This is a genomic window from Vibrio variabilis (assembly GCF_003263785.1).
Lineage (GTDB): Bacteria > Pseudomonadota > Gammaproteobacteria > Enterobacterales > Vibrionaceae > Vibrio > Vibrio variabilis.
This window is the reverse complement of sequence record NZ_JYJK01000073.1, coordinates 259,906-286,707: the sequence shown is the minus strand read 5'-3', so window position 1 is coordinate 286,707 and position 26,802 is coordinate 259,906. Positions and strand designations below refer to the sequence as shown.

Annotated in this window: 21 protein-coding genes and 5 pseudogenes; 18 read left to right on the top strand and 8 right to left on the bottom strand. The window is 46.5% G+C overall.

Going from position 1 to position 26,802, the window contains the following annotated elements; translation table 11 throughout:
• Together TZ48_RS12240 and TZ48_RS12235 are read left to right on the top strand one after the other, a co-directional pair.
• Positions 1 to 576: DnaJ C-terminal domain-containing protein (locus TZ48_RS12240; RefSeq protein WP_275426434.1), on the top strand; the 576-nt coding region annotated here is incomplete at its 5' end.
• Between the two features lie 180 nt (positions 577 to 756).
• A complete protein-coding gene (locus tag TZ48_RS12235) occupies positions 757 to 1,299 on the top strand; it encodes a glutathione peroxidase (protein ID WP_239670824.1) in 543 nt (180 codons plus the stop codon).
• Positions 1,300 to 1,357: 58 nt separating this feature from the next.
• On the opposite strand, the gene TZ48_RS12230 is transcribed toward TZ48_RS12235, so the two are convergent.
• Both TZ48_RS12230 and TZ48_RS12225 read right to left on the bottom strand, forming a co-directional pair.
• The gene (locus TZ48_RS12230; protein ID WP_112479348.1) at positions 1,358 to 2,488 is read right to left on the bottom strand and encodes an HlyD family secretion protein; all 1,131 of its coding nucleotides are present in this window, start codon (positions 2,486 to 2,488) and stop codon (positions 1,358 to 1,360) included.
• Positions 2,489 to 2,491: 3 nt separating this feature from the next.
• A complete protein-coding gene (locus tag TZ48_RS12225) occupies positions 2,492 to 2,875 on the bottom strand; it encodes a DUF3302 domain-containing protein (RefSeq protein ID WP_042495088.1) in 384 nt (127 codons plus the stop codon).
• 110 nt (positions 2,876 to 2,985) lie between these two features.
• Between TZ48_RS12225 and TZ48_RS12220 the strand changes: the two genes are divergently transcribed.
• On the top strand, positions 2,986 to 3,876 hold the full coding sequence (locus TZ48_RS12220; RefSeq protein ID WP_112479347.1) for a DMT family transporter: 891 nt from the start codon (positions 2,986 to 2,988) through the stop codon (positions 3,874 to 3,876).
• Between the two features lie 47 nt (positions 3,877 to 3,923).
• Here TZ48_RS12220 and TZ48_RS12215 read toward each other — a convergent pair.
• Positions 3,924 to 5,410 (bottom strand): annotated as a pseudogene (locus tag TZ48_RS12215) (transposase).
• Positions 5,411 to 5,558: 148 nt separating this feature from the next.
• A complete protein-coding gene (deoD, locus tag TZ48_RS12210) occupies positions 5,559 to 6,269 on the bottom strand; it encodes a purine-nucleoside phosphorylase (RefSeq protein WP_042495091.1) in 711 nt (236 codons plus the stop codon).
• A gap of 347 nt (positions 6,270 to 6,616) precedes the next feature.
• On the opposite strand from deoD, the gene TZ48_RS12205 reads away from it, so the two are divergent.
• From TZ48_RS12205 to TZ48_RS12190, 4 genes are read left to right on the top strand one after another with little or no spacing between them, the layout of a single operon-like run.
• Positions 6,617 to 7,567, top strand: a complete 951-nt coding sequence (locus tag TZ48_RS12205; RefSeq protein WP_112479345.1) for a YbgA family protein — start codon at positions 6,617 to 6,619, stop codon at positions 7,565 to 7,567.
• Complete coding sequence (locus tag TZ48_RS12200) at positions 7,557 to 8,357, top strand: MerR family transcriptional regulator (protein WP_112479344.1); 801 nt, start codon at positions 7,557 to 7,559, stop codon at positions 8,355 to 8,357. Before TZ48_RS12205 ends, TZ48_RS12200 begins: the two co-directional genes overlap by 11 nt.
• 1 nt (position 8,358) lies before the next feature.
• Positions 8,359 to 9,765: a deoxyribodipyrimidine photo-lyase gene (gene phrB, locus TZ48_RS12195; protein WP_112479342.1), complete on the top strand. Its 1,407-nt coding sequence runs from the start codon at positions 8,359 to 8,361 to the stop codon at positions 9,763 to 9,765.
• Positions 9,765 to 10,676: a L,D-transpeptidase family protein gene (locus TZ48_RS12190; RefSeq protein WP_112479341.1), complete on the top strand. Its 912-nt coding sequence runs from the start codon at positions 9,765 to 9,767 to the stop codon at positions 10,674 to 10,676. Before phrB ends, TZ48_RS12190 begins: the two co-directional genes overlap by 1 nt.
• A 100-nt stretch (positions 10,677 to 10,776) precedes the next feature.
• Here TZ48_RS12190 and TZ48_RS12185 read toward each other — a convergent pair whose 3' ends face one another.
• Positions 10,777 to 11,025 (bottom strand): Lpp/OprI family alanine-zipper lipoprotein, encoded by a 249-nt coding sequence (locus tag TZ48_RS12185; RefSeq protein WP_042495096.1) that lies wholly within the window; start codon positions 11,023 to 11,025, stop codon positions 10,777 to 10,779.
• A gap of 410 nt (positions 11,026 to 11,435) precedes the next feature.
• On the opposite strand from TZ48_RS12185, the gene TZ48_RS12180 reads away from it, so the two are divergent.
• The 5 genes and pseudogenes from TZ48_RS12180 (at position 11,436) to pstB (ending at position 16,627) form a co-directional block, all read left to right on the top strand.
• Positions 11,436 to 12,764, top strand: a complete 1,329-nt coding sequence (locus tag TZ48_RS12180) for a DEAD/DEAH box helicase (RefSeq protein ID WP_112479339.1) — start codon at positions 11,436 to 11,438, stop codon at positions 12,762 to 12,764.
• A gap of 298 nt (positions 12,765 to 13,062) precedes the next feature.
• Complete coding sequence (locus TZ48_RS12175) at positions 13,063 to 13,884, top strand: phosphate ABC transporter substrate-binding protein (protein WP_112479338.1); 822 nt, start codon at positions 13,063 to 13,065, stop codon at positions 13,882 to 13,884.
• A gap of 94 nt (positions 13,885 to 13,978) precedes the next feature.
• Positions 13,979 to 14,910 (top strand): annotated as a pseudogene (pstC, locus tag TZ48_RS12170) (phosphate ABC transporter permease subunit PstC).
• Positions 14,911 to 14,915: 5 nt separating this feature from the next.
• Positions 14,916 to 15,779, top strand: a complete 864-nt coding sequence (gene pstA, locus TZ48_RS12165) for a phosphate ABC transporter permease PstA (RefSeq protein WP_112479337.1) — start codon at positions 14,916 to 14,918, stop codon at positions 15,777 to 15,779.
• 98 nt (positions 15,780 to 15,877) lie between these two features.
• Positions 15,878 to 16,627 carry a phosphate ABC transporter ATP-binding protein PstB gene (pstB, locus tag TZ48_RS12160; RefSeq protein ID WP_239670817.1) on the top strand — a complete coding sequence of 250 codons (750 nt, stop codon included), beginning with the start codon at positions 15,878 to 15,880 and terminating at the stop codon, positions 16,625 to 16,627.
• Positions 16,628 to 16,895: 268 nt separating this feature from the next.
• Here pstB and TZ48_RS12155 read toward each other — a convergent pair whose 3' ends face one another.
• From TZ48_RS12155 to TZ48_RS12145, 3 genes are all read right to left on the bottom strand, one after another.
• Positions 16,896 to 17,192 (bottom strand): hypothetical protein, encoded by a 297-nt coding sequence (locus tag TZ48_RS12155; RefSeq protein ID WP_112479335.1) that lies wholly within the window; start codon positions 17,190 to 17,192, stop codon positions 16,896 to 16,898.
• Positions 17,193 to 17,363: 171 nt separating this feature from the next.
• The gene (locus tag TZ48_RS12150) at positions 17,364 to 18,578 is read right to left on the bottom strand and encodes an MFS transporter (RefSeq protein WP_112479334.1); all 1,215 of its coding nucleotides are present in this window, start codon (positions 18,576 to 18,578) and stop codon (positions 17,364 to 17,366) included.
• A gap of 12 nt (positions 18,579 to 18,590) precedes the next feature.
• The gene (locus TZ48_RS12145; RefSeq protein WP_420822936.1) at positions 18,591 to 18,737 is read right to left on the bottom strand and encodes a hypothetical protein; all 147 of its coding nucleotides are present in this window, start codon (positions 18,735 to 18,737) and stop codon (positions 18,591 to 18,593) included.
• A gap of 237 nt (positions 18,738 to 18,974) precedes the next feature.
• On the opposite strand from TZ48_RS12145, the gene yjjG reads away from it, so the two are divergent.
• From yjjG to TZ48_RS12115, 6 genes and pseudogenes are all read left to right on the top strand, one after another.
• A complete protein-coding gene (gene yjjG, locus TZ48_RS12140) occupies positions 18,975 to 19,649 on the top strand; it encodes a pyrimidine 5'-nucleotidase (RefSeq protein ID WP_112479331.1) in 675 nt (224 codons plus the stop codon).
• A gap of 216 nt (positions 19,650 to 19,865) precedes the next feature.
• Positions 19,866 to 21,907 (top strand): annotated as a pseudogene (locus TZ48_RS12135) (sensor domain-containing protein).
• A gap of 299 nt (positions 21,908 to 22,206) precedes the next feature.
• Positions 22,207 to 22,551 carry a c-type cytochrome gene (locus TZ48_RS12130; protein WP_112479330.1) on the top strand — a complete coding sequence of 115 codons (345 nt, stop codon included), beginning with the start codon at positions 22,207 to 22,209 and terminating at the stop codon, positions 22,549 to 22,551.
• Positions 22,535 to 23,980 (top strand): annotated as a pseudogene (locus TZ48_RS12125) (cbb3-type cytochrome c oxidase subunit I). The gene TZ48_RS12130 and the pseudogene TZ48_RS12125 overlap by 17 nt, the downstream one beginning before the upstream one ends.
• A complete protein-coding gene (locus TZ48_RS12120) occupies positions 23,977 to 24,588 on the top strand; it encodes a cbb3-type cytochrome c oxidase subunit II (RefSeq protein WP_112479329.1) in 612 nt (203 codons plus the stop codon). Before TZ48_RS12125 ends, TZ48_RS12120 begins: the two are co-directional and overlap by 4 nt.
• Positions 24,585 to 26,739: pseudogene (locus TZ48_RS12115) on the top strand (c-type cytochrome). The gene TZ48_RS12120 and the pseudogene TZ48_RS12115 overlap by 4 nt, the downstream one beginning before the upstream one ends.
• Positions 26,740 to 26,802: the final 63 nt, after the last annotated feature.

Below are 26,802 nucleotides of genomic sequence, written 5' to 3'. Positions count from 1 at the left end.
GTGGTTTTTGAGGACATTTTCTCTCAAGCTCGTGGCGGACGTGGACGCCCGAGAGCGGAAAAAGGTCAAGATCAGGAATATACATTAACCGTAGATTTCGTTGATGCGATTCAAGGTACCGAGAAAGTCGTTGAACTGCCTATCAATGGTGAGAGCAAAAAGATCAATGTAAAAGTTCCGGCTGGCATTAAAGATGGTGAGAAAATCCGCTTTTCTGGTAAAGGCCGCCCGGGTGTCAACGGTGGCCCAGCGGGTGACTTGCTCTTGACCATATCGACTCGCTCACATGCTTTCCTTGAACGTGATGGCAATGACCTTATCTGTTTGACCAAAGTATCAATGGTGACGGCGGCATTGGGCGGTGAAGTCGAAGTCAACGTGTTGGACAGTCGCTTTAAACTTAAAATTCCTGCAGGAACGCAATCGGGTCGAAAATTCAAAATGACCGGCCGTGGTGTGACGAGCCGTAAAGGTGAAACGGGTGACTTATTGGTAAAAATTCAGGTGGAAACGCCGACGAATCTTACTGATAAGCAGCGTGAACTGCTTGAGCAATTCAAAGCAACGCTTGCATAACCAACAAGCTTTACAGAATCCAAAACAGCCACATTACCGTGGCTGTTTTGCTATCCATATGACAATACCTACTCTAGGACCTAGGTCCAAACAGGCTTCCAGATAGCGCCCTTTTGGGGTTTGAACTATTCTTGATTTTACCCGTAAGAAAATGTTCGCAATAAGGAGGTGGCAATGAGCATGGTTTTTAAAGCACTTATACTCGGACTGTTATTTGGCCTTTTCGCTAAGGAAACGCTGGCGAGCAGTTGCCCAACCCTCCTAGATTCCACGCAGCGAAAACTTAACTCGGCCGATACAGTGAGTCTTTGCGACGAGTATCAAGGCAAAGTGTTGCTGGTGGTGAATACGGCCAGCCAATGCGGTTTTACCGGCCAATTTGAACAGCTAGAAGCCCTCCACAATCAGTTCAAAGACCAAGGCTTCAGTGTCGTTGGCTTTCCTTCCAACGATTTCAATCAAGATAGAGGCAGTGAAGAGAATACTGCGAAGGTCTGTTATCTCGATTATGGTGTGACCTTTCCAATGATGGCGCGTAGTTCGGTAAAAGGCTCCGACGTCAACCCAGTTTTTTCCGAAATCGCTAAGCAAAGCGGCGTCACCCCGAAGTGGAATTTCTATAAATACTTAGTAGGCCGAGATGGCAATGTCGTCGGCGTGTTTTCGACAGGTACTTCGCCAACGGATGATAAAATCACCACGATGATTGAGCAGTATTTGTGATGAGTCACCCAATATAAAAACGGCAACCGATGAGGTTGCCGTTTTTGATGGTGCTAACTTAGTGATCCAGGTAGAGGTAGTTTTGCCAGCTCTTCATTCGGATCAGTACCTTACGCATAATAGAAACGTGGGTGAAGCTATCAGAATACACCGCAATTTCTACGTTAGAGCCCGTTGGTAGCACGTACTCACTCATATCATCGTCAATGACCAGCTTAACCATAGCTCGGCCAGTGGTATTGAATGTTTGAGTGGTTCGTAACGTACCGCTTGCTTGAATTTGGCCTTCAGGGATAGTGGGAAGAACCTCGACAACTTTGCCTTTAAAGACTTTGCCCGGCAGTGCTCTAAATAGAAACTCCGCTTCAAAACCTGATTTAAGACGTTGCAGTGAGTTTTGTCTGAACGCACCCACATAAAAATCTTGCTCTGTATGAACAAAGGTCATGAGTGGTGCCAGTGGCAGCGGTACCGCCATCATACCTGGTCTCAGTGCTAGTTGAGTTACGTAGCCATCGGTCGGAGCAACAACCGTAGTTTCTCGCAGATTAAACTCGGCTTGAATCAGTTGGGCTTTCAATTGAGCAACCATGGTGTTCTCACCGAAAATTTGCGACTCAAACGCAAGTCGAGCGCTCTCTTCTTGTGCTTGTGCCGCTTCAAGCGCAGCTTGGTTCGCTTTGAAGGTTTGAAGGCGAGTATCGACTTGTTGCTCAGTGAATGCGCCTTTTTTAAAGCCTTGTTGATATCGATTGTACTCTCTTTCGGCTTTATCACGTTCAGCGAGTGCTTTGATGGTATCGGATTGAGCGGCCTTGTAGGCACTTTCCAGCTCCAATACGTCTTGCTCAGCATCGGCAAGGGCTGCTTTAGCTCGAATGACTTCAGCTTCGAAAGGAATAGGGTCAATACGAAACAGTACATCACCTTTCTTGAGCTGTTGGTTGGCTTCGACTTCCACTGAGACGACTTTGCCACGCACGCTGGAAACAATCGGTGTGGTGGTGTAGAACTGGCCGCCAATCTGGCTAAATGGGTGGTTGTAGTTCATTAATAAAATCAACGTCCCAACCAGAACAACGCCGCCTAACACGGCGGTGGGTACTGTCCATTTGTTGAGAGGTATCTTGAAGATCTTAAAGATAGCAATACACAGTGCGGCGTAGGTTAATATTAATAATAGATCCATAGGTTACTTCTCCTCTGCCTGCACTTGGGTGGTCGCGGCTTTCTCTTGAGCCTGCTTACCCTTGAGGTAGCTCACCTCATTTTTGAGTTCATCGACTTGGTCAATGAGCTTTTCTAAACGGTGATGTAAATCGTGTTGCTCTTCCTCTAGTTTATGGAAGCCCCAGCCACGTTCATTTCGCCATAGCGTTGCCCAAATCCACAAAAATGGCCAAATGGCGTGTAGCGTAAATAAGCTTACCCATCCCGCAACATGTATGGCATCCTGGTGAGGATGATCTCGCTCTTTGGCGATCTCATAGGGGATGTCGTGAATGACGATGATTCCGTAGAACAGAACCAGGGCAACGAATACCAGCAGCCCTAAAGCAAAATAATCCAAAAACATAATGCATCCTTGGTGAAGAGTATTGAATCGCGTAATCAATTTACGCTGGTTAAGTATTTGTTATAATTATGTATTATGCAATAGCAAACTGATAAATATTAGAGGGTTGAGTGCAATTTCTTGGTGAATTTGCAGCCATTGGTGCTGCGATTGTGTGGGCAGTTGCCACATGGATATACAGTCAGTTCAGTCATCACTTTTCTGCGATGCAGCTCAATATTATTAAGGGTATTTTGGCATCGGTAATGATGCTACTGGTGATGCCTTTCGTTCCCATGCCGGATGTGCAACTAGAAGCGAGTTATGTCTGGATACTCGGCATATCTGGCATCATAGGCATCGCGATTGGTGATAGTGCCTACTTTGCTTCACTAAAACGTATCGGTGCCAGCAAAACGCTATTGCTGGAATCATTAGCACCGCCACTATCCGGCGTTCTCGCTTTGGTGGCGCTTGGCACGGCATTGGGGTTTCAGAGTTGGCTAGGCGTGATTATCACCGCCATTGCGGTGACCGCGGTCGTGTTTCAACCTGCCGATGAGCACAATCAAAAAGCGAGTTTGTCAGGCATTGGATTTGGATTGCTGGCCAGCGTGTGCCAGGCAAGCGGTGTTGTCATTTCCCATTTTGCGTTGGTGCAAGGAGACTTACCACCGCTACTGGGCGCTTTGATTCGTCTCACTATCGGTGTTGCAGCAGTGGCGCTTTTTATTGGTTTTGTTGAGAAAAAACCGTACCAAAAAATGGTTGAGCAGAGCAAAGGCATGAGTCAGAAAAACTGGTGTTGGTTGCTGGCAGCGATTTTTGTAGGGACATTCCTCGCTCTTTGGTTGCAACAGGTTGCGCTTAAACATGCTAATCCCGCTATCGCGCAAACCTTGATTGCCACCAGTCCTTTGTTCATTCTGATTATCTATGCCATCCGTGGTGAGCCAATTTCACGTCGTAGTGTCGTCGGTACTCTATTTGCGCTCGCTGGGATTTCGCTGTTCTTTTTGTAGTGCTTGATTGTAGCGATTGGTTGTAGCGCTTGTTTGTAACAAATGAGCTACTCAAGCAGGCAGCGTAGGGTCATCGGTGCTTCGGTGACCCCCAATCTTTGAGCGGCCGTCTGACCTTGCTTGTCTTGATAACACAGGTTGTGCCAAGCACGGAAAATATCCAGCAGCGGGTGGATCCCCGCAGGTCGTAGTTTTCGTCTTGGTTCATTCACAAAGCTTTCAAACAGCAAGTGGAAACGGTCTTGATAAAAGGTAACCTGTTTGGTTGAGGCGGTTTGTAGCCAATAAGAGGCATTTGGATTATTGCCCGCTAGGTAACACACTCCTTTGCTTGCCCCTGAAGATTGATTAGTGACCGCCCAGCGATCGCGCCACCATCCCATCAGCACCACGTCAATAAGCTCGGATGACTGTGCATCTTGCCAATGTTCATCTTGTTCTACGTACATTAGCTCCACGTTACCGTGTTGGATTTCACCCAGAAAAACAGTAAGCGCGGCAGAGCGCAGCACGGGATCTTGTGGCATGTATACCGTCACGCGCTTTTTGTTTTCTCCAGACTCGCTGCTTAGCGATTCTAGAATCGATAAGTAGTGAGCATAAGAGGTGTAGGGGGCTCTAATTAGCGAGCCTACAGCAGGGTAATGAAACTCGGCAAAGTTACCCAGAGGATCTTCGACGTTACTACGCGCAAGGATGTTTTGATAAGTAATATCAATTTGTCCTTTCAAATCGGTCGCCGTGGTGTTGATCTCATGATTGGTCTCTGCACTGTAGTTTTTCGGGAGCACTTGAGTACCCGCTGCATAGGCATCGTGATCTTCTCGTGTATTCTCGGCATCGGCTGAGCTGTAGTTGGTGTGTTGGCACAGCACATAACCTGAATCGGCATCGCAGGTTGCAAACCAAAAAACGCCGTTGTGGCTTTGTGGCTGCAATGGTCGATAATGTGAGGCCAGATGGAATGAATCTGAGTGCTTTATCCAACGACCATCGATATCCGCTAATTTACGACGACAGCGACTGGCAATCTGATCGATATGATCATAAAAGGTTTTTGGATTGATTTTTAGCTTTCGACAGATCTCGCGCACTGAGTATCCGGTAAACAAAAGTCCAAGTAACGACTCTTGGAAGCTCAGTTTTTTATTACTGCCCGACCATTTATCAACAAAGGTGCCTTGGCAAGATTTACAGCGATAACGTTGACGATCGCCACTAAACCCAAAAGAGTGATAACGCTCTTTGTGGGTATGTACCGACAGTCCAAAGTGTTCGCATTGCGGATCTTTGCACGAAGGGAGCCCTTCGTGATGATGCTGCTTCAATCGAGTCAGTTCATTGAGCACTTCTCGATTGTTAAGTAGGGGGGAAACGCGCCACACTCGCGGCATACCATCGCTGGCCGTTTGGGGTTACGGTGCTGCAGGATATAGAGGTTTGCATCACTTTGTCCAAAATTGTCACACGCCAATGTTTTACAAAAATTGAGCTGTAACCCGTCCGCGGCCATCGGCAGTTTGCCTTCTGACACGTTCACCCCTATGGTTTGGTGACATCAAGCCATGAATATTGCTATACATGAAGATTGCTATACAAGAATACTGTTATAGGGCTCGATGAAGTCTTTAAATCAGTTAGAAAAAGCCAGCTCACTTCAGGCTTGAGCTGGCTTTCTCCTTTTATAGGTTGATTGCAGTTTCTAGTGCAACGACCATCATATCGTTGAACGATTTTTGGCGATCTTCTGAGCTTAGTTTCTCACCACGGATGATGTGGTCAGATACGGTCAGTACCGTTAGAGCTTTCGCGCCAAGGTCTGCAGCAACGCCGTAGATACCCGCTGCTTCCATATCGACACCTAGGATGCCAAGGTGCTTCATTTTGTCGAAGATATCGGCTTCTGGAGTGTAGAACAGGTCTGCCGAGAAGATGTTACCTACTTTAACCGGTACTTCTTTAATGCGTGCTTGCTTCACGGCTTCTTCTAGAAGACCGAAATCAGCAATCGCAGCAAAATCGTGGTCATTGAATCGAATACGGTTCACTTTAGAGTCTGTTGACGCACCCATACCGATCACAACATCCATTAGGTTGACGTCGTCACGTACCGCACCACAGCTACCTACGCGAATTACGTTTTTAACGCCGTAATCTTTGATAAGTTCGTGAACGTAGATACAGCAAGAAGGGATGCCCATACCGTGACCCATCACTGACACTCGCTTGCCTTTGTAGGTACCTGTGTAGCCAAACATGTTGCGAACGTCACACACTTTCTCCACGTCTTCTAAGAAGGTTTCTGCGATGTATTGTGCGCGAAGTGGATCGCCTGGCATGAGTACTGTCTCTGCGAAATCACCTGGTTTTGCATTGATATGAGGGGTTGCCATGGGGGTCGCTCCTAAATTTTAACTAATTATGTTGAACGCTATGTTCGTTGTTGATGAGGATTTTAACTTGACCGGAAAGGGCTCTATGAGAGTTTAGTCACAAATTTGTCGGTAACGAACAGGAATTCGCTAAATGATAACTAATTTTGTTGAAAGTGGTTGGGCAATCGATTCTATCGATGATTGAAAGGGGGAGAAATATTTGTCTCGTGAGTGAACCATTTGCCTGCGGCAACCATACAATTGTACAAAAGAAAATTTTGTATCACTTATAGAAATAGTCTAATACTTATACATATAAATATTTTGTACAACGTTAGAAAGCGTGAGAACTCGAGGGAAAGACAATGAGCGATAAGATTACAGTGGGTATTAGTTCCTGTTTGTTGGGTGAAAAAGTACGTTTTGATTCTGGCCACAAGCAGAGTACGTATGTGAACAAAGAACTTAGAGATTACTTTGACTTCGTTTCAGTCTGCCCTGAGGTTGGGATGGGATTGCCCGTTCCTCGTCCTACCATTCGTTTAATGAGCAACGAAGAACGTATCGCGTTAGTAGATACAAAAGATGAAACTAAAGATCATACTGACGGGATGATGCAATTTACTACCCAAAAAGTCGCCGAGCTTGAAGATACCGAAATGTGCGGTTACATCGTATGTGCCAAGTCGCCGAGTTGTGGTATGGAGCGAGTAAAAGTCTATACCAGAGGACACGCAAGAACTGATGGCGTAGGCCTTTATACCCAGCACTTAATGAAGAGAATGCCGTGGCTTCCCGTAGAGGAGGACGGTCGTCTTAACGATCCAGTACTCAAGGAAAACTTCATTACTCGGGTTTTCGGCCTAAAAGACTTTTATGAGTCAATGGGAGGAGAGCCTACAGCAGGCAAAATCGTTGCTTTTCACTCTCGATACAAACTGACTCTAATGGCACACGATCCTCAATCTTACAAGGAGCTAGGTCGCCTTGTCGCTAACCAAGCAGACTATGATCCAGCAGATTTTTACAAAGCTTATCGACTTGGCCTAATGGAAGGTCTCAAAAATAGAGCGAGCCGCAAAAACGTGACTAACGTCCTTATGCACATTCAAGGCTATTTCAAGCGGTCGCTCAACAAGGACGAAAAAGCGGAGCTCGCGCGTGTCATTGATGAGTATCGTACAGGATTACTGCCGATCTTAGCACCACTAACTCTGCTCAAGCACTATTTAAGCACTTACCCTGATGACTATTTAGCGCAGCAGAAATTTTTACAACCTCACCCAGAGGAGATGCGTCTGAGATATGGATTGTAGTGAACGAATGTATGCGATACGCGAAGTCTCTGATATGACGGGTGTTAAGCCCGTTACTTTACGAGCTTGGCAACGGCGTTATAGTCTGATCCAGCCGCAACGCACAGAGAAAGGCCATCGTGTCTACAGTGCACAAGACATAGAGCGTATCAATACGATACAGAGCTGGCTAGGTAAAGGCGTGTCGATCGGAAAAGTTAAGGCGCTGCTCGATTCGGAAACCCTCGCTCACACAGCGGCTGACACTGAGCAGCTTGAAGAAGTGGCGGTTCTGCTTGATGCTCTGGGTAATTTGGATAGCAAAAAACTGGACGCCGTCATTGATACTGTTTTGAAGGCCTATCCTCTTGCCGTGGTGGAGTCTAAGTTTGTCATGCCCGTTCTCAACGCGACAGACTTTCTTAAAACCAGTCCGAAAGCGATTCAGCAATCTCTTTTCAAAACGGCCATGATACAAAAACTTGCTGTGTCAGCCCATGCCGAAAGAAAGCGCAAACAGGGCAATTCAGCACTTGTCGTCAATATGGATGTGACCGGCAATGTCTTTGCTTGGTTGAGTTACGCAAGGCTCGCAGAAAAGGGTGTCAATGCGACCTTTATGGATGGTGTTGAAGATATATCGTCTTTACTTTCAGAGGGCGTCAGCTTTGATTCCATCCACTTATTTGCAGAGAAATCTCTGTCAGAGAAGCAGTTAGAGGCTATTCGGCTTCAAAAAGAGCAGAGCGAGACACCGTGGTTTTTATCGCCTGTTATTGAACATTTAATTAGCAACAAAGCGAGCACCTAGAATGAAGCTTGTCCTTTTTAATCGTGATCTCAGAACCATTGACAATACTGCACTAATCGCTGCCATCGACGGCGTCAAGCCTGTGGTTGCCTGTTTTATCGTTACGCCGCAGCAATGGGCTGAGCATGACCTTGCTCCAATCCAAGCGGATTTGATATTTAGACGTTTGAAAGAGCTCGAGAATGAGCTCAGTGCGCTCAACATACCTCTGGTAGTGGGGTGTTCTGATAACTTCGATGGAGCCAATCAGTGGCTTGTAGAATTCTGCACCAAACATGGTATCGGTGATATCTATCTAAACCGAGATTACGAGTTCAATGAAAGTCAGCGAGTAGAGCAACTAGAGTTGCTGGCGGCTAATAATGGCGTAAATGTGAGCGCCTTTGATGACAAGTGCATGATGTTGCCAGGTAGCGTTCTTAACAAACAAGGCGGGTACTTTAAAGTATTCACGCCATTTAGAAAGGCATGGCAAAATCAGTTTTCAAGAGTTGAAGTTGTTAAGCCATTAGTCTCCGCACCTTGTACAGCTGACTTCCAAGGTTTAACTTCTTTGGAGGAATGCTTTACTTATCCAAGGCAAGATAGCCGTCAATATCCTGTATCGACAGATTCAATATTGACCCGTTTGAGGCAGTTCTCTGATGAATCCGTACGCAACTATCACAACGAACGTGACATACCGGCGATTGATGGTACGAGTCAATTGAGTCCCTATTTAGCGATTGGCGCGTTGTCTGTTCGTCAATGCATAGCTCGCCTTTACTATGATGCCGAGGGTGAGCCTTTGTCTGAAGGGGCACAAGTATGGCTCAGTGAGCTTATTTGGCGAGAGTTCTATCAACATCTCATCCACTTTGAACCGAAGCTCTCGAAGCACAAAGGCTATTTAGAGTGGGAGAAGGGGCTACGCTGGCCTGGAGAGGACGCGTGGTTTGAGCGTTGGTGTGAAGGAAAAACAGGCTACCCGATTGTAGATGCGGCGATGCAGCAGCTTAACCAGACAGGTTGGATGCACAACAGACTGAGAATGATTGTCGCGAGCTTTTTGACCAAAGATCTCAACATCGATTGGCGTCGAGGCGAGCGTTATTTTATGAGCAAACTAGTGGATGGCGACTTCGCAGCGAATAACGGCGGATGGCAGTGGTGTGCGTCGACAGGGTGCGATGGACAGCCCTATTTTCGGATTTTCAACCCTATCACCCAGGGTGAGCGATTCGATGCCCAAGGTGAATTTATTCGCACATGGCTGCCTGAGCTTCGCGATGTGCCTAACAAATTTATCCATAAGCCATGGACGTGGCCGCACTTCGATGGTGTAGCCTATCCGGCACCAATAGTTGATCACAAGACACAAAGAGAGATAACCTTAGCTCTATACAAAGAAGCTAAGGATCAATATTGATGTTACGTAAGACCTTACTGGCAGCTTGCTTAGGATTTTCTCAGTGGTTAAGCGCAGCGACTTTTGAGCTTCCAACTGATGGTAGCAATATGGTTGGAACGCTCCAGTACCACAGCGTTGAAGCGGGTGAGACCATGTCTGACATCGCTAAGCGCTACGATGTGGGCTTTTTGTCACTGATGGCCGCCAACAAAGGTGTCGACCCATTTTTGCCACCTGAAGGCTACGTATTGACCATACCATCTCAAGCTATTCTGCCTGAGGTTGATTACGAAGGTATCGTGATCAACTTGGCTGAACTGCGTCTGTATTACTTTGAGCCAGACAAAAACTTGGTGCACATTTTCCCAGTAGGTATTGGGCGTATTGGCCAAGACACCCCCGAAATGACCACGACGATCAGTCAATTGCGTGAAAACCCAACTTGGACACCACCGAACTCTATCCGTAAAGACTACTTAGCAAAAGGGATTGAGCTCCCGGATGTTGTGCCAGCAGGGCCTGAGAATCCGCTCGGTGATTACGCGATGCGTCTTGCCTACGGTACAGGTAGTTATTTGATTCACGGTACCAACAAAGACTTCGGCATTGGGCTTCGCGTGAGTGCAGGCTGTATTCGGATGGATCCTAAAGATATCGATTGGCTGTTCTATCAAGTGAAGCTTGGCACTAAAGTTCGTGTGATTGACGAACCAATCAAAATAGCGCTTGAGCCTGATAGAAGCGTCTTTATCGAGGCTCATGAGCCTCTCACTCGTAGCGACGGCACCAAAAAAGCGATGGAACTCCCCCAAGAGCTAACTTGGTGGCTAGAAGAGTACGGGATCCGAGACCAAATTGCTCGTGCAGCGGTATTAGCTCAAAACGGCGTGCCTATTGAGGTGGTGCCAGCGATGGATGATTTGGAGTAACTGCATATAGAGCGACCGAGATAACTCGGTTGCTCACTGTAACGTAGACAAAAAAACGCCCACGATATCGTGGGCGCTTTTCATTGTCTTAACTAGTGTCTTACTTAGTGTAAGATTGAGCGATGTTGTCGATACGCTCGTTTGCACGTTCAGCTTCTTCTTGAGCTGCCATTGCATTCTTGTTGCCTGCTTGTACTTCGTTTTTAAGCGCTTGAACGTCTGCACTTAGCTGGCTAACTTGGTTGCTTAGGTCATCCATTTTTGCTGTTGTTGCTTCATCTGGACCAGACGCACAACCTGCAAGTAGTAAAACTGACGATGCTGCAGCTGCAATTAAAACTTTCTTCATTATAAGCTCCTTCAGGATTAGTATTTAGAACAGCCCTGCAACGTGAATGTTCGCATAAAGCTATTTCTGAGTTTAGTGCCTAATTTTAAGAACGCAAATTATTTAAAAGTCAGAAAAACCAAAAAATTACGCCATTTTGGGGTTAATCTTCCTTTGTCTTAATTATGAGATTAACCTCAGCAAGATTAATGTGATCTGAATCACGTAGATGGAAACATCCCATGATAAGTCCCTGTAACCGCTGATTTTATTTTTTTGGGGTCAATAAGCGAGCAAATGTGATTCAGGCTTATCCTACAATGTGTGTATTGACCCCGTTTTTCGCCTCGATTGTTCGCTGGTGACAAGGAGAATTATCGGGTATCATGCGCCCTCATTTTTAGCCTGCAACCGTCTGAGGAGAACTTGCATTGCAATTTAAAGAACTTGGCCTAGATAACCGACTATTGAAGAACTTAAGTCATTACGACTTTAAAAAAGCGACTGACATCCAGAAACAAGCTATTCCGGTAGCCATTGCTGGTAAAGATTTGCTGGCGTCTTCAAAAACGGGCTCTGGCAAGACTTTGGCATTTGTATTGCCAATGCTGCATAAATCTCTTAAGAGCAAAGCATTTTCTGCAAAAGATCCACGTGGCGTGATTCTGGCACCAACGCGTGAATTGGCAAAGCAGGTATACGGTGAACTTAAATCTATGCTAGGTGGTTTGTCTTACGAGGCAACGCTTATCTTAGGTGGTGAAAACTTTAACGACCAAGTGAAAGCGCTGCGTCGTTTTCCAAAGTTCATTGTTGCGACGCCAGGACGTTTGGCTGACCACTTAGAGCACCGCTCACTGTTTTTAGACGGTTTGGAAACTTTGGTTCTTGATGAAGCTGACCGTATGTTGGATCTCGGTTTTGCTCCAGAGCTTCGCCGCATCCACAACGCAGCGAAACACCGTCGCCGTCAAACATTGATGTTTTCTGCGACGCTTGATCACGCTGAAGTCAACGACATTGCAGCAGAGATGTTGGACGCGCCAAAACGTATCTCGATTGGTGTATCCAACGAAGAGCACAAAGACATCACTCAGAAATTCTATCTGTGTGATCATCTCGATCACAAAGAAGCGTTGCTAGAGCGTATCCTTGAAGAAGCCGAGTACAAGCAGGTGATCATCTTTACTGCGACTCGTGTTGATACTGATCGTTTGACTAAATGGCTCAATGAAAAACAGCTTAAGGCTATCGCGTTAAGCGGTAATTTAAACCAGACTCAGCGCAACACCATTATGAGTCAGTTTGAACGTCACGTATTTAAGATCCTAGTGACCACAGATGTGGCTTCACGAGGTCTCGACATCGCAACAGTGACTCACGTGATTAACTTCGATATGCCAAAGCACACCGAAGAATACGTACACCGCGTAGGCCGTACTGGCCGTGCGGGTAATAAAGGTGATGCCATCTCTTTGGTTGGTCCAAAAGACTGGGATAGCTTTAAGCGTGTTGAGGCATTCCTTCAGCAGGATATTAGCTTCTCGGTACTAGAAGGTCTGAAAGGTAAGTTTAAAGGTTTCCGTCCTAAGAAACCGGCCTTCAAAAAGAAAGCGCAAGCGGCTAAAGGCAAAGCACAGCATAAGAAGGCGGCACCTAAGAAGCCAGCGAATCGCGACAAAACCTTCTATAAAAATGTGGCTGTGGGTGATTCTGTGTTCATTCCGAAGAAAAAACCTAAGCAACAAGATAGCGAATAACCGTAAAAAGGCCTCATTGAGGCCTTTTTTGATCGTGAGTAGCGCTCAAACTTTCCCCAAACAAACCACTTTATGACAAAGATTACCGTACAATTTTTGACTGTCATATTGGTGTTTGTACTCAACTATTCATGATAAATCACTGATTTTAGGTGATCTTCTCCCATAAACCTCCATCTTCAAAATTCTCATTTGTCATAGACCTTTCAAGTAACTGAAACACAACTGTCATATTTGGCTACTAATCTTGTCAGCGTTCAAACGAAACAAGGCAATCAAGCCATTAAAGGAAATTGTGATGAAAAAGACAGTTATCGGTGCAATCGCTCTACTAGGCGCACTAACAGTGACATCAGCTTCAGCAAAAGAAACTATCTCTGTAGTAGGTTCTAATAGTGCTTCTCCACTGGTTGAGGTTTTTGCAGAAACTTACATGAACAAAGGCGAACCAGTGTTTATCGAAATTCAAGCACCAGGTTCTTCAGCAGGTATTCGTGCAGCGAAGGATGGCAGCGCAGACCTAGGTATCTCTTCTCGTGACCTAAAGCCGGAAGAAAAATCAGCAGACCTTAAAGAGCTAGTTATCGCTCGTGACGGTATCGCAGTTGTTGTTAACCCAAACAACAGTGTTAAAGAGCTAACGTCAGAGCAAATCACAAGCATCTACAAAGGCGAAATCACTAACTGGAGCCAAGTTGGCGGTGAAAACAAGCCAATCGTTGCTATCACTCGTGATACCGCTTCAGGTACTCGTGGTGCATTCGAAGACATCATGAAACTAAAAATGAAGATCAGCGGTAAGAAAGTATCGGCTATCTCTCAACGTGCTCAAGTTGCTAACGGTAATGGTGCACTGAAAGTATCTGTAGCTAGCAACCCATACGCTATTGGCTACATCTCTCTAGGTACAGTAGACAACACAGTTCAGCCTCTAGTTATTGACGGCGCTGCAGCAACAGTAGACAACGTGAAGAGTGGTTCTTACAAAGTTGCTCGTCCATTCCTTGTTCTTTACAAAGATGGCAAGCCATCAGCTGAAACTCAACAGTTCCTAGACTGGATGGTTGGCGACGAAGCTCAAGCACTATCAGCTAAGAAAGGTTACATCACTGTAAACTAATCGAACCAGTAAATTATTTAAGTTGCTCAGCCCGCCTTTTAGGGCTGAGCCTTTTGCGCGTCTATCGAAGTAATACAAACATAGAAGCAGAATTATGACCATCGCAACAAATAGTGAGAAGCTTATGAACAATGAAGCGACTCAGTCTGGCACTCGAGGCCTAAAAACCCAAAAACGAGTGGATTGGAAAGAGAGAATCTTCCACGGACTTTTCCTAACCAGTGCAGTAGTCGGCATCCTTTCCCTTGCTGTTATTGCTTACTTCATCGTTAAAGAAAGTATTCCTGCATTCCAAGAAGCGGGTGTTTCTGGAATCGTACTTGGTCAGCACTGGCTACCGCCGGCGCTTTATGGTGTTGCCACCATGATTGTCGCATCGGTTGTGTCAACGCTTGGCGCGGTAGTGGTTGGTGTACCTATTGGTGTTCTAACGGCTATTTTCATCGCCGAGATTGCGCCAAAACGTCTAGCTGACATTATCCGCCCAGCGGTTGAGCTACTTGCGGGTATCCCATCGGTTGTTTACGGCTTCTTCGGCCTGATTATTATCGTACCGCTTATTCAGCAAATCTTTAATGTTCCTGCTGGTAACACGATTCTTGCCGGTATCATTGTACTTGGCGTAATGATTCTGCCGACGGTCATTACGGTATCTGAAACGTCGATTCGCGCGGTGCCTCGCACGTACAAAGAGGGCTCATTGGCTCTTGGCGCATCAAAAATTTACACCATTTTCAAACTTCTCGTTCCGGCAGCTCGTTCAGGCATTATGACTGGCGTCATTCTGGGTATCGGTCGTGCACTAGGCGAAACCATGGCCATCATCATGGTAATGGGTAACGCGCCAGCGATGCCAGGTAGCATTTTGGAATCAGCACGTAGCTTACCGCGAACATCGCGATCGAAATGTCTTACGCAAGTGGCGTTCACGCAAACGCGCTCTACGCGACTGGTGTTGTGCTTCTGGTATTTATCATGATGCTCAACTCAGCTCTACTTTACTTGAACCGTGAGAAAGCGAAGTAATTATTATGGATACAGTAAAACTAAAGAAAGCGCGTGACCAAAAAGACGCGATTCTAAACGCCTTTGTATGGGCAGCCGCAGCGCTGACCGTTGGCTTCTTGTTCTGGATTATTTGGTACATCCTTTCTAACGGTCTTCAGCACGTGGATTGGAACTTCATTACTGACAACTACACTGCAACGGGCAAAGAGAAGGGCATCTTCCCGATGATCATCTCGACCATTTACATGGTCATGGCGTCGATTGCAGTCGCTGCACCACTGGGCATTATGACGGCCATTTACTTGACCGAATATGCGAAAGTAGGCAGTAAGTTGGTTAAGGTCATCCGTTTCTGTACTGAGTCATTGGCAGGTATTCCGTCAATTATCTTCGGTCTGTTCGGTATGACGTTCTTCGTGGTTATCTTGGGCTTCGGCTTCTCGATTCTATCGGGTGCACTAACGCTGAGTATCCTGATTCTGCCGGTTATCATTCGTACCACAGAAGAAGCATTAATGGCGGTACCGCAAACTTACCGTGAAGGTTCTTACGGTTTGGGTGCATCGAAAATCTACACCATTTGGCGCCTTATACTGCCAAGTGCAACTCCAGGTATTCTTACTTCGGTCATTCTAAGTATTGGTCGTGTAATCGGTGAATCTGCACCGGTATTTCTAACAGCCGGTATGGTGGCACGTGTCCCAGACTCACTGTTAGATTCAGGTCGTACCCTAACGGTTCACCTGTACAAACTCACAACGGAACTGTTTACGATTGACGAGTGGAACCAAGCATACGGCACAGCGACCGTACTGATTGTGGTCGTCCTACTTATCAACACGCTAACGAAGTTTATCGCTAGCCGCTTTAACACAGCAACGTACTAATTGAGAACAATTCGGTGGATGATGAGGCCAGAACATAAAGAGCCAAGCCATCAATGAAAACTCGAATCTACACGACAAAGAATTTAGAGAATAAAGACATGAACAAGTTTAACATTGAAAATCTAGACCTTTTCTACGGTGACAACCAAGCACTGAAATCGATCAACCTACCGATCCCAACTCGCCAAGTAACGGCGCTAATCGGTCCATCAGGTTGTGGTAAATCGACCCTGCTACGCTGTTTGAACCGCATGAACGACCTTATTGAAGGCGTTAAGATCACAGGTCTTCTAGAAATGGATGGCACGGACATCTACGGCAACATCGACGTTGCTGACCTACGTATCAAAGTCGGTATGGTATTCCAAAAGCCAAACCCATTCCCAATGAGCATCTATGAGAACGTGGCTTACGGTCTGCGTGCACAAGGCATCAAAGACAAGAAGCACATCGACGAAGTGGTTGAAAGCTCGCTTCGCGGTGCAGCGCTTTGGGACGAAGTAAAAGATCGTCTTAAGTCACATGCGTTTGGCTTGTCTGGTGGTCAGCAGCAGCGTCTGTGTATCGCTCGTACGATTGCCATGCAGCCTGACGTTATCCTGATGGATGAGCCAACGTCTGCACTTGACCCAATCGCGACGCACAAAATCGAAGAGTTGATGGAAGAGCTGAAAAAAGACTACACCATCGTTATCGTTACTCACTCAATGCAGCAAGCGCGTCGTATTTCAGACCGCACTGCGTTCTTCCTAATGGGCGAACTGGTTGAGCACAACGACACTCAGGTTATTTTCTCTAACCCAAGTGATGACCGTACTCAAGGCTACGTAAACGGTGACTTTGGTTAATGGCAGCGTAACGCTTGTTATCGTTTGAACACAATTTTTATTTATCGCACGATTCATTTTGAATCACAGCATTAGCGAGTGACAGAATTTACTGGCATATCACTATAACTATAAGCGATGGTACTATTGCCCTTCCTTGTGAAGGGCTTTTTTTCGTCTGTACAAAGTGAGCTTGTTGATCGCTTCGCGGTTGAAAAACACAAACAAAAACGTCAAACCTCCTTCAAGGTTTGACGTTAGTCGTAGACGGGTTGTTTGCAGTCGCGAATTAGTTTTGGAATAGAAACACGCAACTGGAGAGGTAATCCAACATCTCTTGATGAGACACAGCCTGATCGGCGCGGTAGCCAGTAATCAATCCGTAAACAATGGCGTAATTTTTGTCGTTGTGCGCGACATGCTCCTGGGCAAAGAAGTCAGAAATCACCTTACTCAGCTCAAAGATATCACTGCGGTCTAGCGCCTCTGCGTTTACCTGTGGTGCACTGGCGAGGTCACCGAGCTTATTCGTTAGCCATTTGACGAGTTGCGAGTCTTCTACGGGACTTTGTTGATCAATTTCCACAATGTAATTCCAAGTATGAGTGAATGCTCTAATCCTAGGAAACTTTTCACTCTCTTGCCATAGGAGAAAAGTCGCAACTATCGAAGTTAGCGATTGAAGTCACACTGACCTTTTAAAAATAGAAAAAAGCCAACGAACAAACGTTGGCTTAATGAGATTGGGTTGTGCTAGCTAAGCGGTTGCCGTTGCAATTGGGCGTAAAGGCTTATCATTGATTGGCAAATGAATAAGCGCGGCTGCAAAAGCCAGAACAACCGTTGACCACCAGATAGGCTCGTAAGAGCCGTAATAATCGTAAATCCTACCGCCAGCCCAAGCACCAAGGAAACTGCCTACTTGGTGAGTGAAGAACACCAACCCGTACAAGGTTGATAGGTAACGCGCGCCGAAGATCTGACGAACGAGGCCAGAGGTCAGCGGTACTGTACCCAACCAACAAAAACCGATGGCACCACCAAATAGCGCCGCAGTGTGTTCAGTGACTGGCATCGTCACAAATGCCGCAATCACAACCGTTCTAAATAAGTACAGCATCGACATCACATGGCGTTTACTGAACTTATCGCCCATCAAACCCCAGAAGTACGAACCAAAGATATTGAAGATACCCACGTAAGCAAGCGCCAGTGCTGCACTACTAGCAGGAAGATCTTTATCGGCTAAGTAGCTTGGTAAGTGCGTCGCGATAAACATTACGTGGAAGCCACAAACGAAGAAACCAGCATGGATAAGCCAGTAGCCTTTATGGTTGAAGGCCTCTTTGAGCGCTTGCTTTAGTGTTAGCTCGTTTTGTTCAGCAGCGCCATTAGCACTATTTGCGGGACGGGCTGACTTCATAAACAGTGAGAAAGCAATCATCATGGTACAAAGCACAGCAAAGCCTTGTAGCGCGCCTTGCCAGCCCATGTCTTCTAACATCAACTGGGCACCAGGAATCATCGCAAACATACCGAACGATCCAGCCGCGGTAGTCAGGCCAAATGCTTTAGCAGCGTGTTCAGCAGGTACTACTTTAGCAACAGCGCCGAGAACAATTACATAACTCGTTGCGCTTAGACCCAAGCCAACTAATGCGCCGAGTGAAAAATAAAGCACAGAGGCTTCTGTGGTGACAGAGGTCAAATACAAGCCCACTGCATAGGCGATAGAGCCCATTAAAATGATGCGTTTTGAGCCCCATTTATCCGCAGCCATACCAACAAAGGGTTGAAACATACCAAACAGTAAGTTTTGCAGCGCAATGGCGAAGCTAAAAAACTCACGCCCTGTTTGGAAATGGTCGGAAATTGGCATCATAAAAATGCCAAATGACTGGCGAATGCCCAAGCTGACGATAAGGATGCCAATACCCAGCCAAACTAGGGCTGGAAAGCGGAAAATACTCATTGTAATAACACTCTAGTGATGATGGTGGTGTGAGTGATCCATAGGATCAGATGGGTTTTGTTGGTGACACCCACTGTTAATGGCTTGCTTGGCCAAAAGGTCGAGCAAGGCGGGTGAGTGGTGCACCGCCATCAATGCCACGGCAAGAAGCAGCAACATTCGTATTATCTGAGCAAAAATGGATTGTGAGGACATAAACTCAATTCGCGTTGATGCGCAAAAGTGGCGTTAAAAAAGAGCGCGCAGTGTAATGATCTACTGGGTATGACTCAAATGACATTTAGTGAAGTAATGTATGCATGAAATGCATATTTAAAAATCAACCTTCTTCCTCAGTACCTATTCGCCATTTGAGGGGGTATAATTCCGCGGTTCATCACTAGGGATACAACAATAATGAAGTACGATTGGGTTCTATTTGACGCGGACGAGACGCTGTTCCACTTTGATTCATTTGGTGGCATGAAGCTGATGTTTGAGCGTTTTGGCGTCAATTTCACGCGTGACGACTACGACGCGTATCAATTGGTTAATCAGCCGCTATGGGTGGACTATCAAGATGGAAAAATCACTGCTGATGAGCTGAAAACCATCCGTTTTGAAGGTTGGGCTGCGAAACTTGGAATCACCCCTTTTGAGCTAAATTCTGCATTCCTAGAGGCAATGGCGGATATTTGTACTCTGTTGCCGGGGGCAAAAGAGCTGCTTGATGCTCTTTCAGGTAAGGCAAAGCTCGGCATCATTACCAATGGCTTTACTGAGCTGCAAGCGATTCGTCTTGAGCGCACTGGGCTTAGTGACTACTTCGAACATGTGGTTATCTCTGAGGAAGTGGGCGTAGCGAAACCGGATTTTGGGATTTTTGACCATGCTCATCAATTGATGGGGCTACCATGTAAAACTAAAATTTTGATGGTGGGCGACAATCCTCATTCCGATGTGCTTGGCGGTATTAACTTTGGTATTGAGACGTGTTGGTTAAACACGCGAGGTGCTCAGACGCCTGAGGGTATTCGTCCACACTATGAAGTGAATTCCCTTGAACAGCTTAGAATGACGCTGTTTGCATAAGTTTTAGCTATGCCGAGTAGCGGTCTATTTAGGGGTAAAATGTGAGAAATTGTAAACTTAGCTTTGCACTTTGCCCCTTTAGAGGTACTGACAATCTTCACATTCAAACATCTGTTCGGTATAAATCTTCACTTTCATTTAGTACGATATGTTGAAACTTCGGCCGAGGGATCTTTGGCCTAGCCGAACGAATGAGTAGTTCTGAGTTTCTGTATCATGCCTTTAAAAAATCTTCCTACGCTTCAGCAATTTATTGATGCACTCGATGACCATATTTGGGTCAAGAATGCTGATGGTCAATATGTTGCTGTCAACGAAGCCAGCGAAACCGCTTGGCGCCACTCTCGCGAATATATCGTTGGTAAGACCGACGAACAGCTATTTAGCAAGGAACGTGCTGAGTGCTTTAAACGTATTGATGAGAAAGTGATCGCTAATGGCGGTCAGCGAACGGTTGAAGAGTGCGCTGCGCTAGATAAAGAAGGTAACGAAGTTTGGCTAGAGACAGTAAAATCTCCAATAAAGGATGAGACCGGCGACCTGGTCGGTATCATTGGTATGACCCGCAATGCCACAAGAAGAAAGCAAGTAGAAGCTCGGTTATCGCTTACTTCAGAGATATTTAACAATTTCCAAGAAGGCATGATGATCACTGATCACAACGCGAATATCATGGACGTTAACCGTGCATTCACCGCCCTTACCGGTTACGAAGAAGCTGAAGTCATAGGGCGCAACCCGAGCTTTCTTCAATCTGGTCAGCACCATCCAGACTTCTACACTGAGCTTTGGCGACAGTTAAGGGAGTATGGTCAGTGGAAAGGGGAGTTCATCAACCGCAAAAAGAACGGCAGTATTTACCCTCAGTTGGCGACTATCAGTGCTATTACCGATGAAAGCGATGAGATCCTGCACTATATTTGTGTATTTGAGGACATTTCACTTCGTAAAGCGCACGAAGAGAAGCTGCGCCGGATGGCCTTCTTTGATCCGTTAACCAATTTACCTAACCGTGTTCACCTTACCCATCTATTGGAACAAAGCATTGCTTTGGGCGAAAAGAGTGATACTCCGTTTGCGACTTTGTTTCTCGATCTTGATCATTTTAAACATATCAACGATAGCAAAGGGCATTTGTTTGGTGACCAGCTTTTAGCGCAAGTTGCTGAGCGTTTGCAAGCGATGCAAGCAGGGAATGCAACGATAGGCCGAATTGGTGGTGATGAGTTTGTTATTATCCTTACCGATTATGATGGTGAAGCGATGCTGCTCGATATTATCGATCAGACCTTAGGGGTGTTTAATACACCGTTCGTATTTGAGCAAAATGAACATCTTCGCGTATCGGGCAGCATTGGCGTCGCACGATATCCGAATGACGGCTACGATAGTGAAACATTGCTCAAAAATGCCGATACGGCTATGTATCTGGCTAAAAAGAACGGCCGCAGTGGCTACGCGTTCTACTCACCTGATTTAACCGATCGATCGGTGCAGCATGTTCGCATCCAATCTGCCCTTCATGATGCCGTCGATAAAGAACAGCTCTCGCTCGCTTACCAGCCACAATACCGCTTTGAAGATAACGCTTTAGTCGGCGTAGAAGTGCTGCTTCGCTGGGAACATCCTGAACTTGGCTTTATCCCACCAATCTTTTCATCCCAATTGCAGAAAAGACAGGATTGATACAACACATTGGACAGTGGGTGCTAAAAGCCGCTTGTCAGCAAGGAAGAGCGTGGCTCGAGCAGGGGCTTTTCTTTGGAAAACTGGCGGTTAACGTGTCCGCCTTACAACTGCAAAGAGCGGAATTTGTAAAACAGTTGGCCGATATTACCGAGCAAACGAAGTTTCCCTTAGAACAACTGGAGATTGAAATTACCGAGAGCTTTCTTCTTCATAATCAGCAGCATGCGTTCAATACATTGAATGAGCTTCGAGAGCTTGGCGTTGATGTTTCGCTGGATGATTTTGGTACCGGGTATTCTTCTCTTTCTTATTTGAAAGGCTTGCCGATCAACAAGCTCAAGATTGATCGCTCGTTTGTCAATGATGTGCCAGAGGAAAGTGATAGCAACGCGCTGGTACTTGCGATTATCGCCATGGGCAACGCGTTAGATTTGCGCGTGGTTGCAGAAGGGATTGAAACCAAACAGCAAATCGATTTTCTTACTCAGCATGGTTGTCAGTTTGGCCAAGGTTATGCCTTTGCTAAACCGCTGACAGCGACAGACTTTGTTTCCCTAATATCCTCATAATTATTGGCAAACCTTGTCGTTCGAGTTTGTAAGGTTTGCCAAATATACCCTCAAAGAAAATACGCCCTTGTTTGCACTATTGTTGTTGCTAGCGCGTAGCAGTTAACGTCAGGTCATAGCGACGTTAAGAGACGGGCACGTCTCCCTAAATAGAGAAAACAGGCACCAATCGCTTGTGCTTTTTGACTGACGACGCAACCCGTTACTATGCTTTCTAATCAAGCTAGCTTTATCAGACACGGTAAGCGTTACGTCAGTAAGCATGCAGTCCTGACTTTCGTCAAACAAGGAAGCGCATCATGGGTAAATTTACCTCCAGGGTGATTCTGGGTCTTTTTACTGGAACACTCCTGTTTTCATTTCAGACGCTCGCAGATGAGCGATTCAAAGTGGGCATGGAGAAAGCCAAAACCTGCGCCACCTGTCACGGTGACGAAGGTATCTCCAGCATAGAGTCCTACCCCAACTTACAAGGTCAAAAGATGGGATATCTGATGACCGCTCTTCGAAGCTATCAAACCAGAGAACGCAGCGGCGGCCTTGCGGTGTTGATGCAGCAACAAGCCGACGCATTGAGTGAGCAAGACATCGCTGACATCGCTTACTACTACTCTCGATTAGGCTCTGATGCCAACAAGCAGTGAAGGAGCCTTTATGGACATTAGGGCGAACAATTACGACACCAAAGTCGTACGTTACTTTATCTTAGCGTCACTCATCTGGGCAGTTGCCGGTATGGTAATCGGCGTTATTTTGGCTGCTCAGCTCTACTGGCCAGTGCTCAACTTTGACTCCGAGTACTTTCAATTCGGCCGGCTTCGACCGCTCCACACCTCTGGTGTGATATACGGATTTGTCGTCAACATATTGATGGGGACTTCTCTGTATATTGTTCAGCGCACATGCCAATGTGCACTGTTCAATAAAAGTTTGTCTTGGATGGTATTTTGGGGCTGGCAGTTGGTGCTGCTGCTTGCACTTATTTCGTTGCCGCTGGGTTACACGACATCAAAAGAATACGCTGAGCTCGAGTGGCCAATCGATTTACTGATCGTGTTGGTTTGGGTGCTTTATGGTGTGCTGTTTTTCGGTACGATAGCGAAGCGAAAAGTCGAACACATCTTTGTTGCCAACTGGTTCTTTGCGGCGTTTATCATCGTGATTGCGATGATATTTGTCGTTAATAATCTGGCTATGCCAGCTTCGTTTATGAAGTCATACTCCGTGTATGCCGGAGCGCAGGATGCTATTGTCCAGTGGTGGTGGGGCATAACGCCGTCGGTTTCCTACTCACAGCTGGGGTCATTGGTATGAACTACTACTTCATACCTAAAGTTGCCGATAGACCCATCTACTCTTACCGTCTTTCGATTATTCACTTTTGGGTTTGGTGGGCTTCTATACCTGGCTGGTACACACCATCTCATCTACAGCTCGGTGCCACTGTGGGTGCAGAATATTGGTATCGTGATGTCGTTAATACTTTGGCTTCCATCTTGGGCTGGGGCGTTTAACAGCGCGATGACCTTACTCCAGAACAAACAGAAGCTGAAAACCAATTACATCATGCTGTTTTTCTTATCAGCCATTCTCTACTACTGTCTTGCCACATTTGAAGGACCACTGCTTGCGATCCGTTGGTTTAACATGATTGCGCACAACAGTGAGTGGGTGATAGGGCATGTCCATTCAGGCGCCTTGGGTTGGGTAGGTATGTCTGGGATAGCCGTGTTCTATTACTTCATCCCTAAGTTATGGGGCAAAGACGAACTTTGGTCATCAAGGTTGCTTAAGTGGCACTTTTGGCTTGCTCATGCTGGTGTTGCCTTATATGCCATTGCGCTTTGGATAGCGGGTATCGGAGAAGGGGTGATGTGGCTTGCACAAGGCGAAAATGGCGAGCTGCAATACAGTTTTGTTGAAGCGATGAATTTCAAAGCACCTTGGTTGTTCTTGCGCTTCTTTGGCGGCGCGCTATTTGTTCTTGGCTTATTCCTGATGGTCTTGAACCTCTACAATACGGTGCGTATGCCGCTTACTCGTCGGGTGAGTAGTGAAGGAGGCGTATCATGAATGCTGATTTTACTAAGTCTTTGGTCATATTGATCGTATCGACCGCTGTGGTGGCGTCTTTCTCCATTTTAGTATGGGTGCTTCCAAATTTGTTACGTACCCCTGAGCTCGTGCAACAAAGTCAAGCGAAGCCACTTACCGCGATAGAGGTGGCAGGGCGAGATATCTATATCAGTGAGGGGTGCCATGTGTGCCACACGCAAATGGTTCGCCCACTTGAACCTGAAATAAAACGCAATGGCCGCGCCAATCAAGAGTCTGATGATATTTATGAATTTCCGAATCTCTGGGGCTCTAAGCGCACGGGACCCGATCTTACGAACCTCGGTAGAAAGTACTCAGATCAATGGCATGAGATTCACCTGATTGACCCGCGTCGTGTTGTCCCCACATCGATCATGCCTGCTTATCCTTGGTTGTTCGAACAGGTGTTGTCTGGCGATGCCATTACCGGAAAAATGCAAACGCTGAAAGCACTTGGCGTGCCTTATTCTGAGGATGAAATAGCCAACGCAAGGTTACAGGTCAGAGGCAAAACCAAAGGTGAAGCGCTGATCCGCTACTTGCAAAGTCTTGGTGTCGATACGGCTGGGGAGAGTGTGCAATGAGTAGTTTCTGGACTCTATGGGCTGCCGTTGGCACCGTCGTATTCTTCGCTCTAATGGTCGCTGTGATTGTTAAGTACTGGCGCAATAACCATCAAGCGGACAAAGACAAAGTGCTGGATACGTTCGATGGGATTGAAGAAAAAGATGCGCCGCCGCCAAAGATACTGTTTGTTTCTTACTTTGCTGCGTTCGTTATCTCTGTTGGCTATCTAATCTTATACCCGGGGATCAGCGGTTGGTCAGGCTTGCTCAATTACGACCAAGCCGACGACAAACTCAGTACACCGACGACAAGCCTTGATGAGCAGTTTTCCCAACTGCAAGATCAGTCTCTCATGCTTTGGCGGACAACACTGAGATAGTTGCTTCAGGGCGAATGTTGTTCCAAACCCATTGTGCTGCGTGCCATCGAGACAACGCACAGGGAGCGAAGCACTTCCCAAATCTCATCGATAATGAATGGATGTATGGTGGTTCAGACGAGGCCATCATCCATTCCATCGAACTCGGTAGAATGGTGCGATGCCGGGGTGGGTAGAGGTGTTAAGGCCAGATGAAATTGCCAAAATTTCTTACTACCTCGCATCGCTCAACCAACGTCATACCGATGTGCCGGAGGTCAAGGTGGAGCTGGGTAAAGAGCTGTTTGTGAAAACGTGCTCGTCTTGCCATGGCGACGGTCGCTTAGTGAATACGGAAACGGGCGTCCCCGATCTGTCTGACAACATTTGGCTTCATGGCGGAAGCATAGAAGAGATCCAACACACTATACGTGAGGGATTGAATAATGTCATGCCAGCCTTTGGTGAGCAGCTCACTCAAAATGAAATCCTTTCGATTGGTGCTTATATCACACACGCTCGGTTGCAAAACAACATCCGACTTGCGTCATTGGATGCAGAGGCGGTTGAGCGCGGCGAGTATCTGGCTCATGCAGGAGACTGTGTGGCTTGTCACAGTGCTGAAGGTGGAGAGCCGTTTGCTGGTGGCCTGCCGTTTGTCACGCCATTTGGTACCATTTACTCAACCAACATAACGCCTCATGTCACTGAAGGTATTGGCAGTTATGACTATGAGGACTTTAGAGCGGCTCTTGTTGATGGTAAGGGAAGGCATGGGTATCTGTATCCAGCAATGCCGTTTACCTCCTACCAGCATGTGACTGAGCAAGATTTGCGCGATATGTGGGAGTACATGCAATCCATTGCCGCTGTACCAAGACGCAATGATGCCAATCAGATGATGTTCCCATCGAACATACGCTTAGGTCTGTTAGCTTGGGATATTGCCTTTGCCGATCGCACGCCAATGACTTACGAGGTGCCAGTAGAGATCCAGGGTAACGTCGAGGATGTAGAAAAGTGGCAGCGGGGCAAATATTGGGTTGCAGGATTGGGCCATTGCTCGGAGTGTCATACGCCAAGAAATATCGCTCAAGCGCTGGATAATGATCGTATATTCCAAGGCAATTTAATCGATGGATGGCAAGCGCCTAACATTACTGCCGACGAATTGTACATCGATGGTTGGGATCTAAAATCTCTCACCGATTTTCTTCACACGGGTCATTCTGACAAAGGCAGTGCGTTTGCTGGAATGGCTGATGTGATCAAAAACAGCTTGAGTTTGATGACCAGAGAAGACATTGAATCCATGTCTTACTACTTATTAAAGGGCGATACCAACAACTTCATTAGTGCCACTGCGGTGCAACTACAGCCAAAAGGGTTCGATGAGGCTGCTTATTCAGAAGAGATTTATGCCACTTACAACCAAACCTGTGGCGCGTGCCACGGGCCTGACGGTAGAGGTCGTGACCCTATCGCACCAACTTTGCTCAATAACGGCATCATAATGCACAGCGATCCGTTCAACACAATCGCTGTGACGATTCGTGGGCTCCAACCGACGTACTTAGACAAAGAGCGCAACTTTATGCCGATGGCGAGCTTTGAAGATGTGTTGTCAGATAAAAAGCTGGCAGAGTTGATAACCTTCGTTCGACTGCATCTGGGGGCGCGTGAAGTGCCAGTGACGGAAGAGGATGTGAGGCAAGTGAGGGAGATGTTGGAAAAAGCAGGCTACTCAGGTGGCTTACATGTTACGCCTGAAATGTATGACCAGCGTGATGGCAGCATTAACGTCAACTAAGCCTGTTTTGAGTTGGGTTTAGTGGGAAGAAAAAGGCTCGCTACATTTAAAATAGCGAGCCTT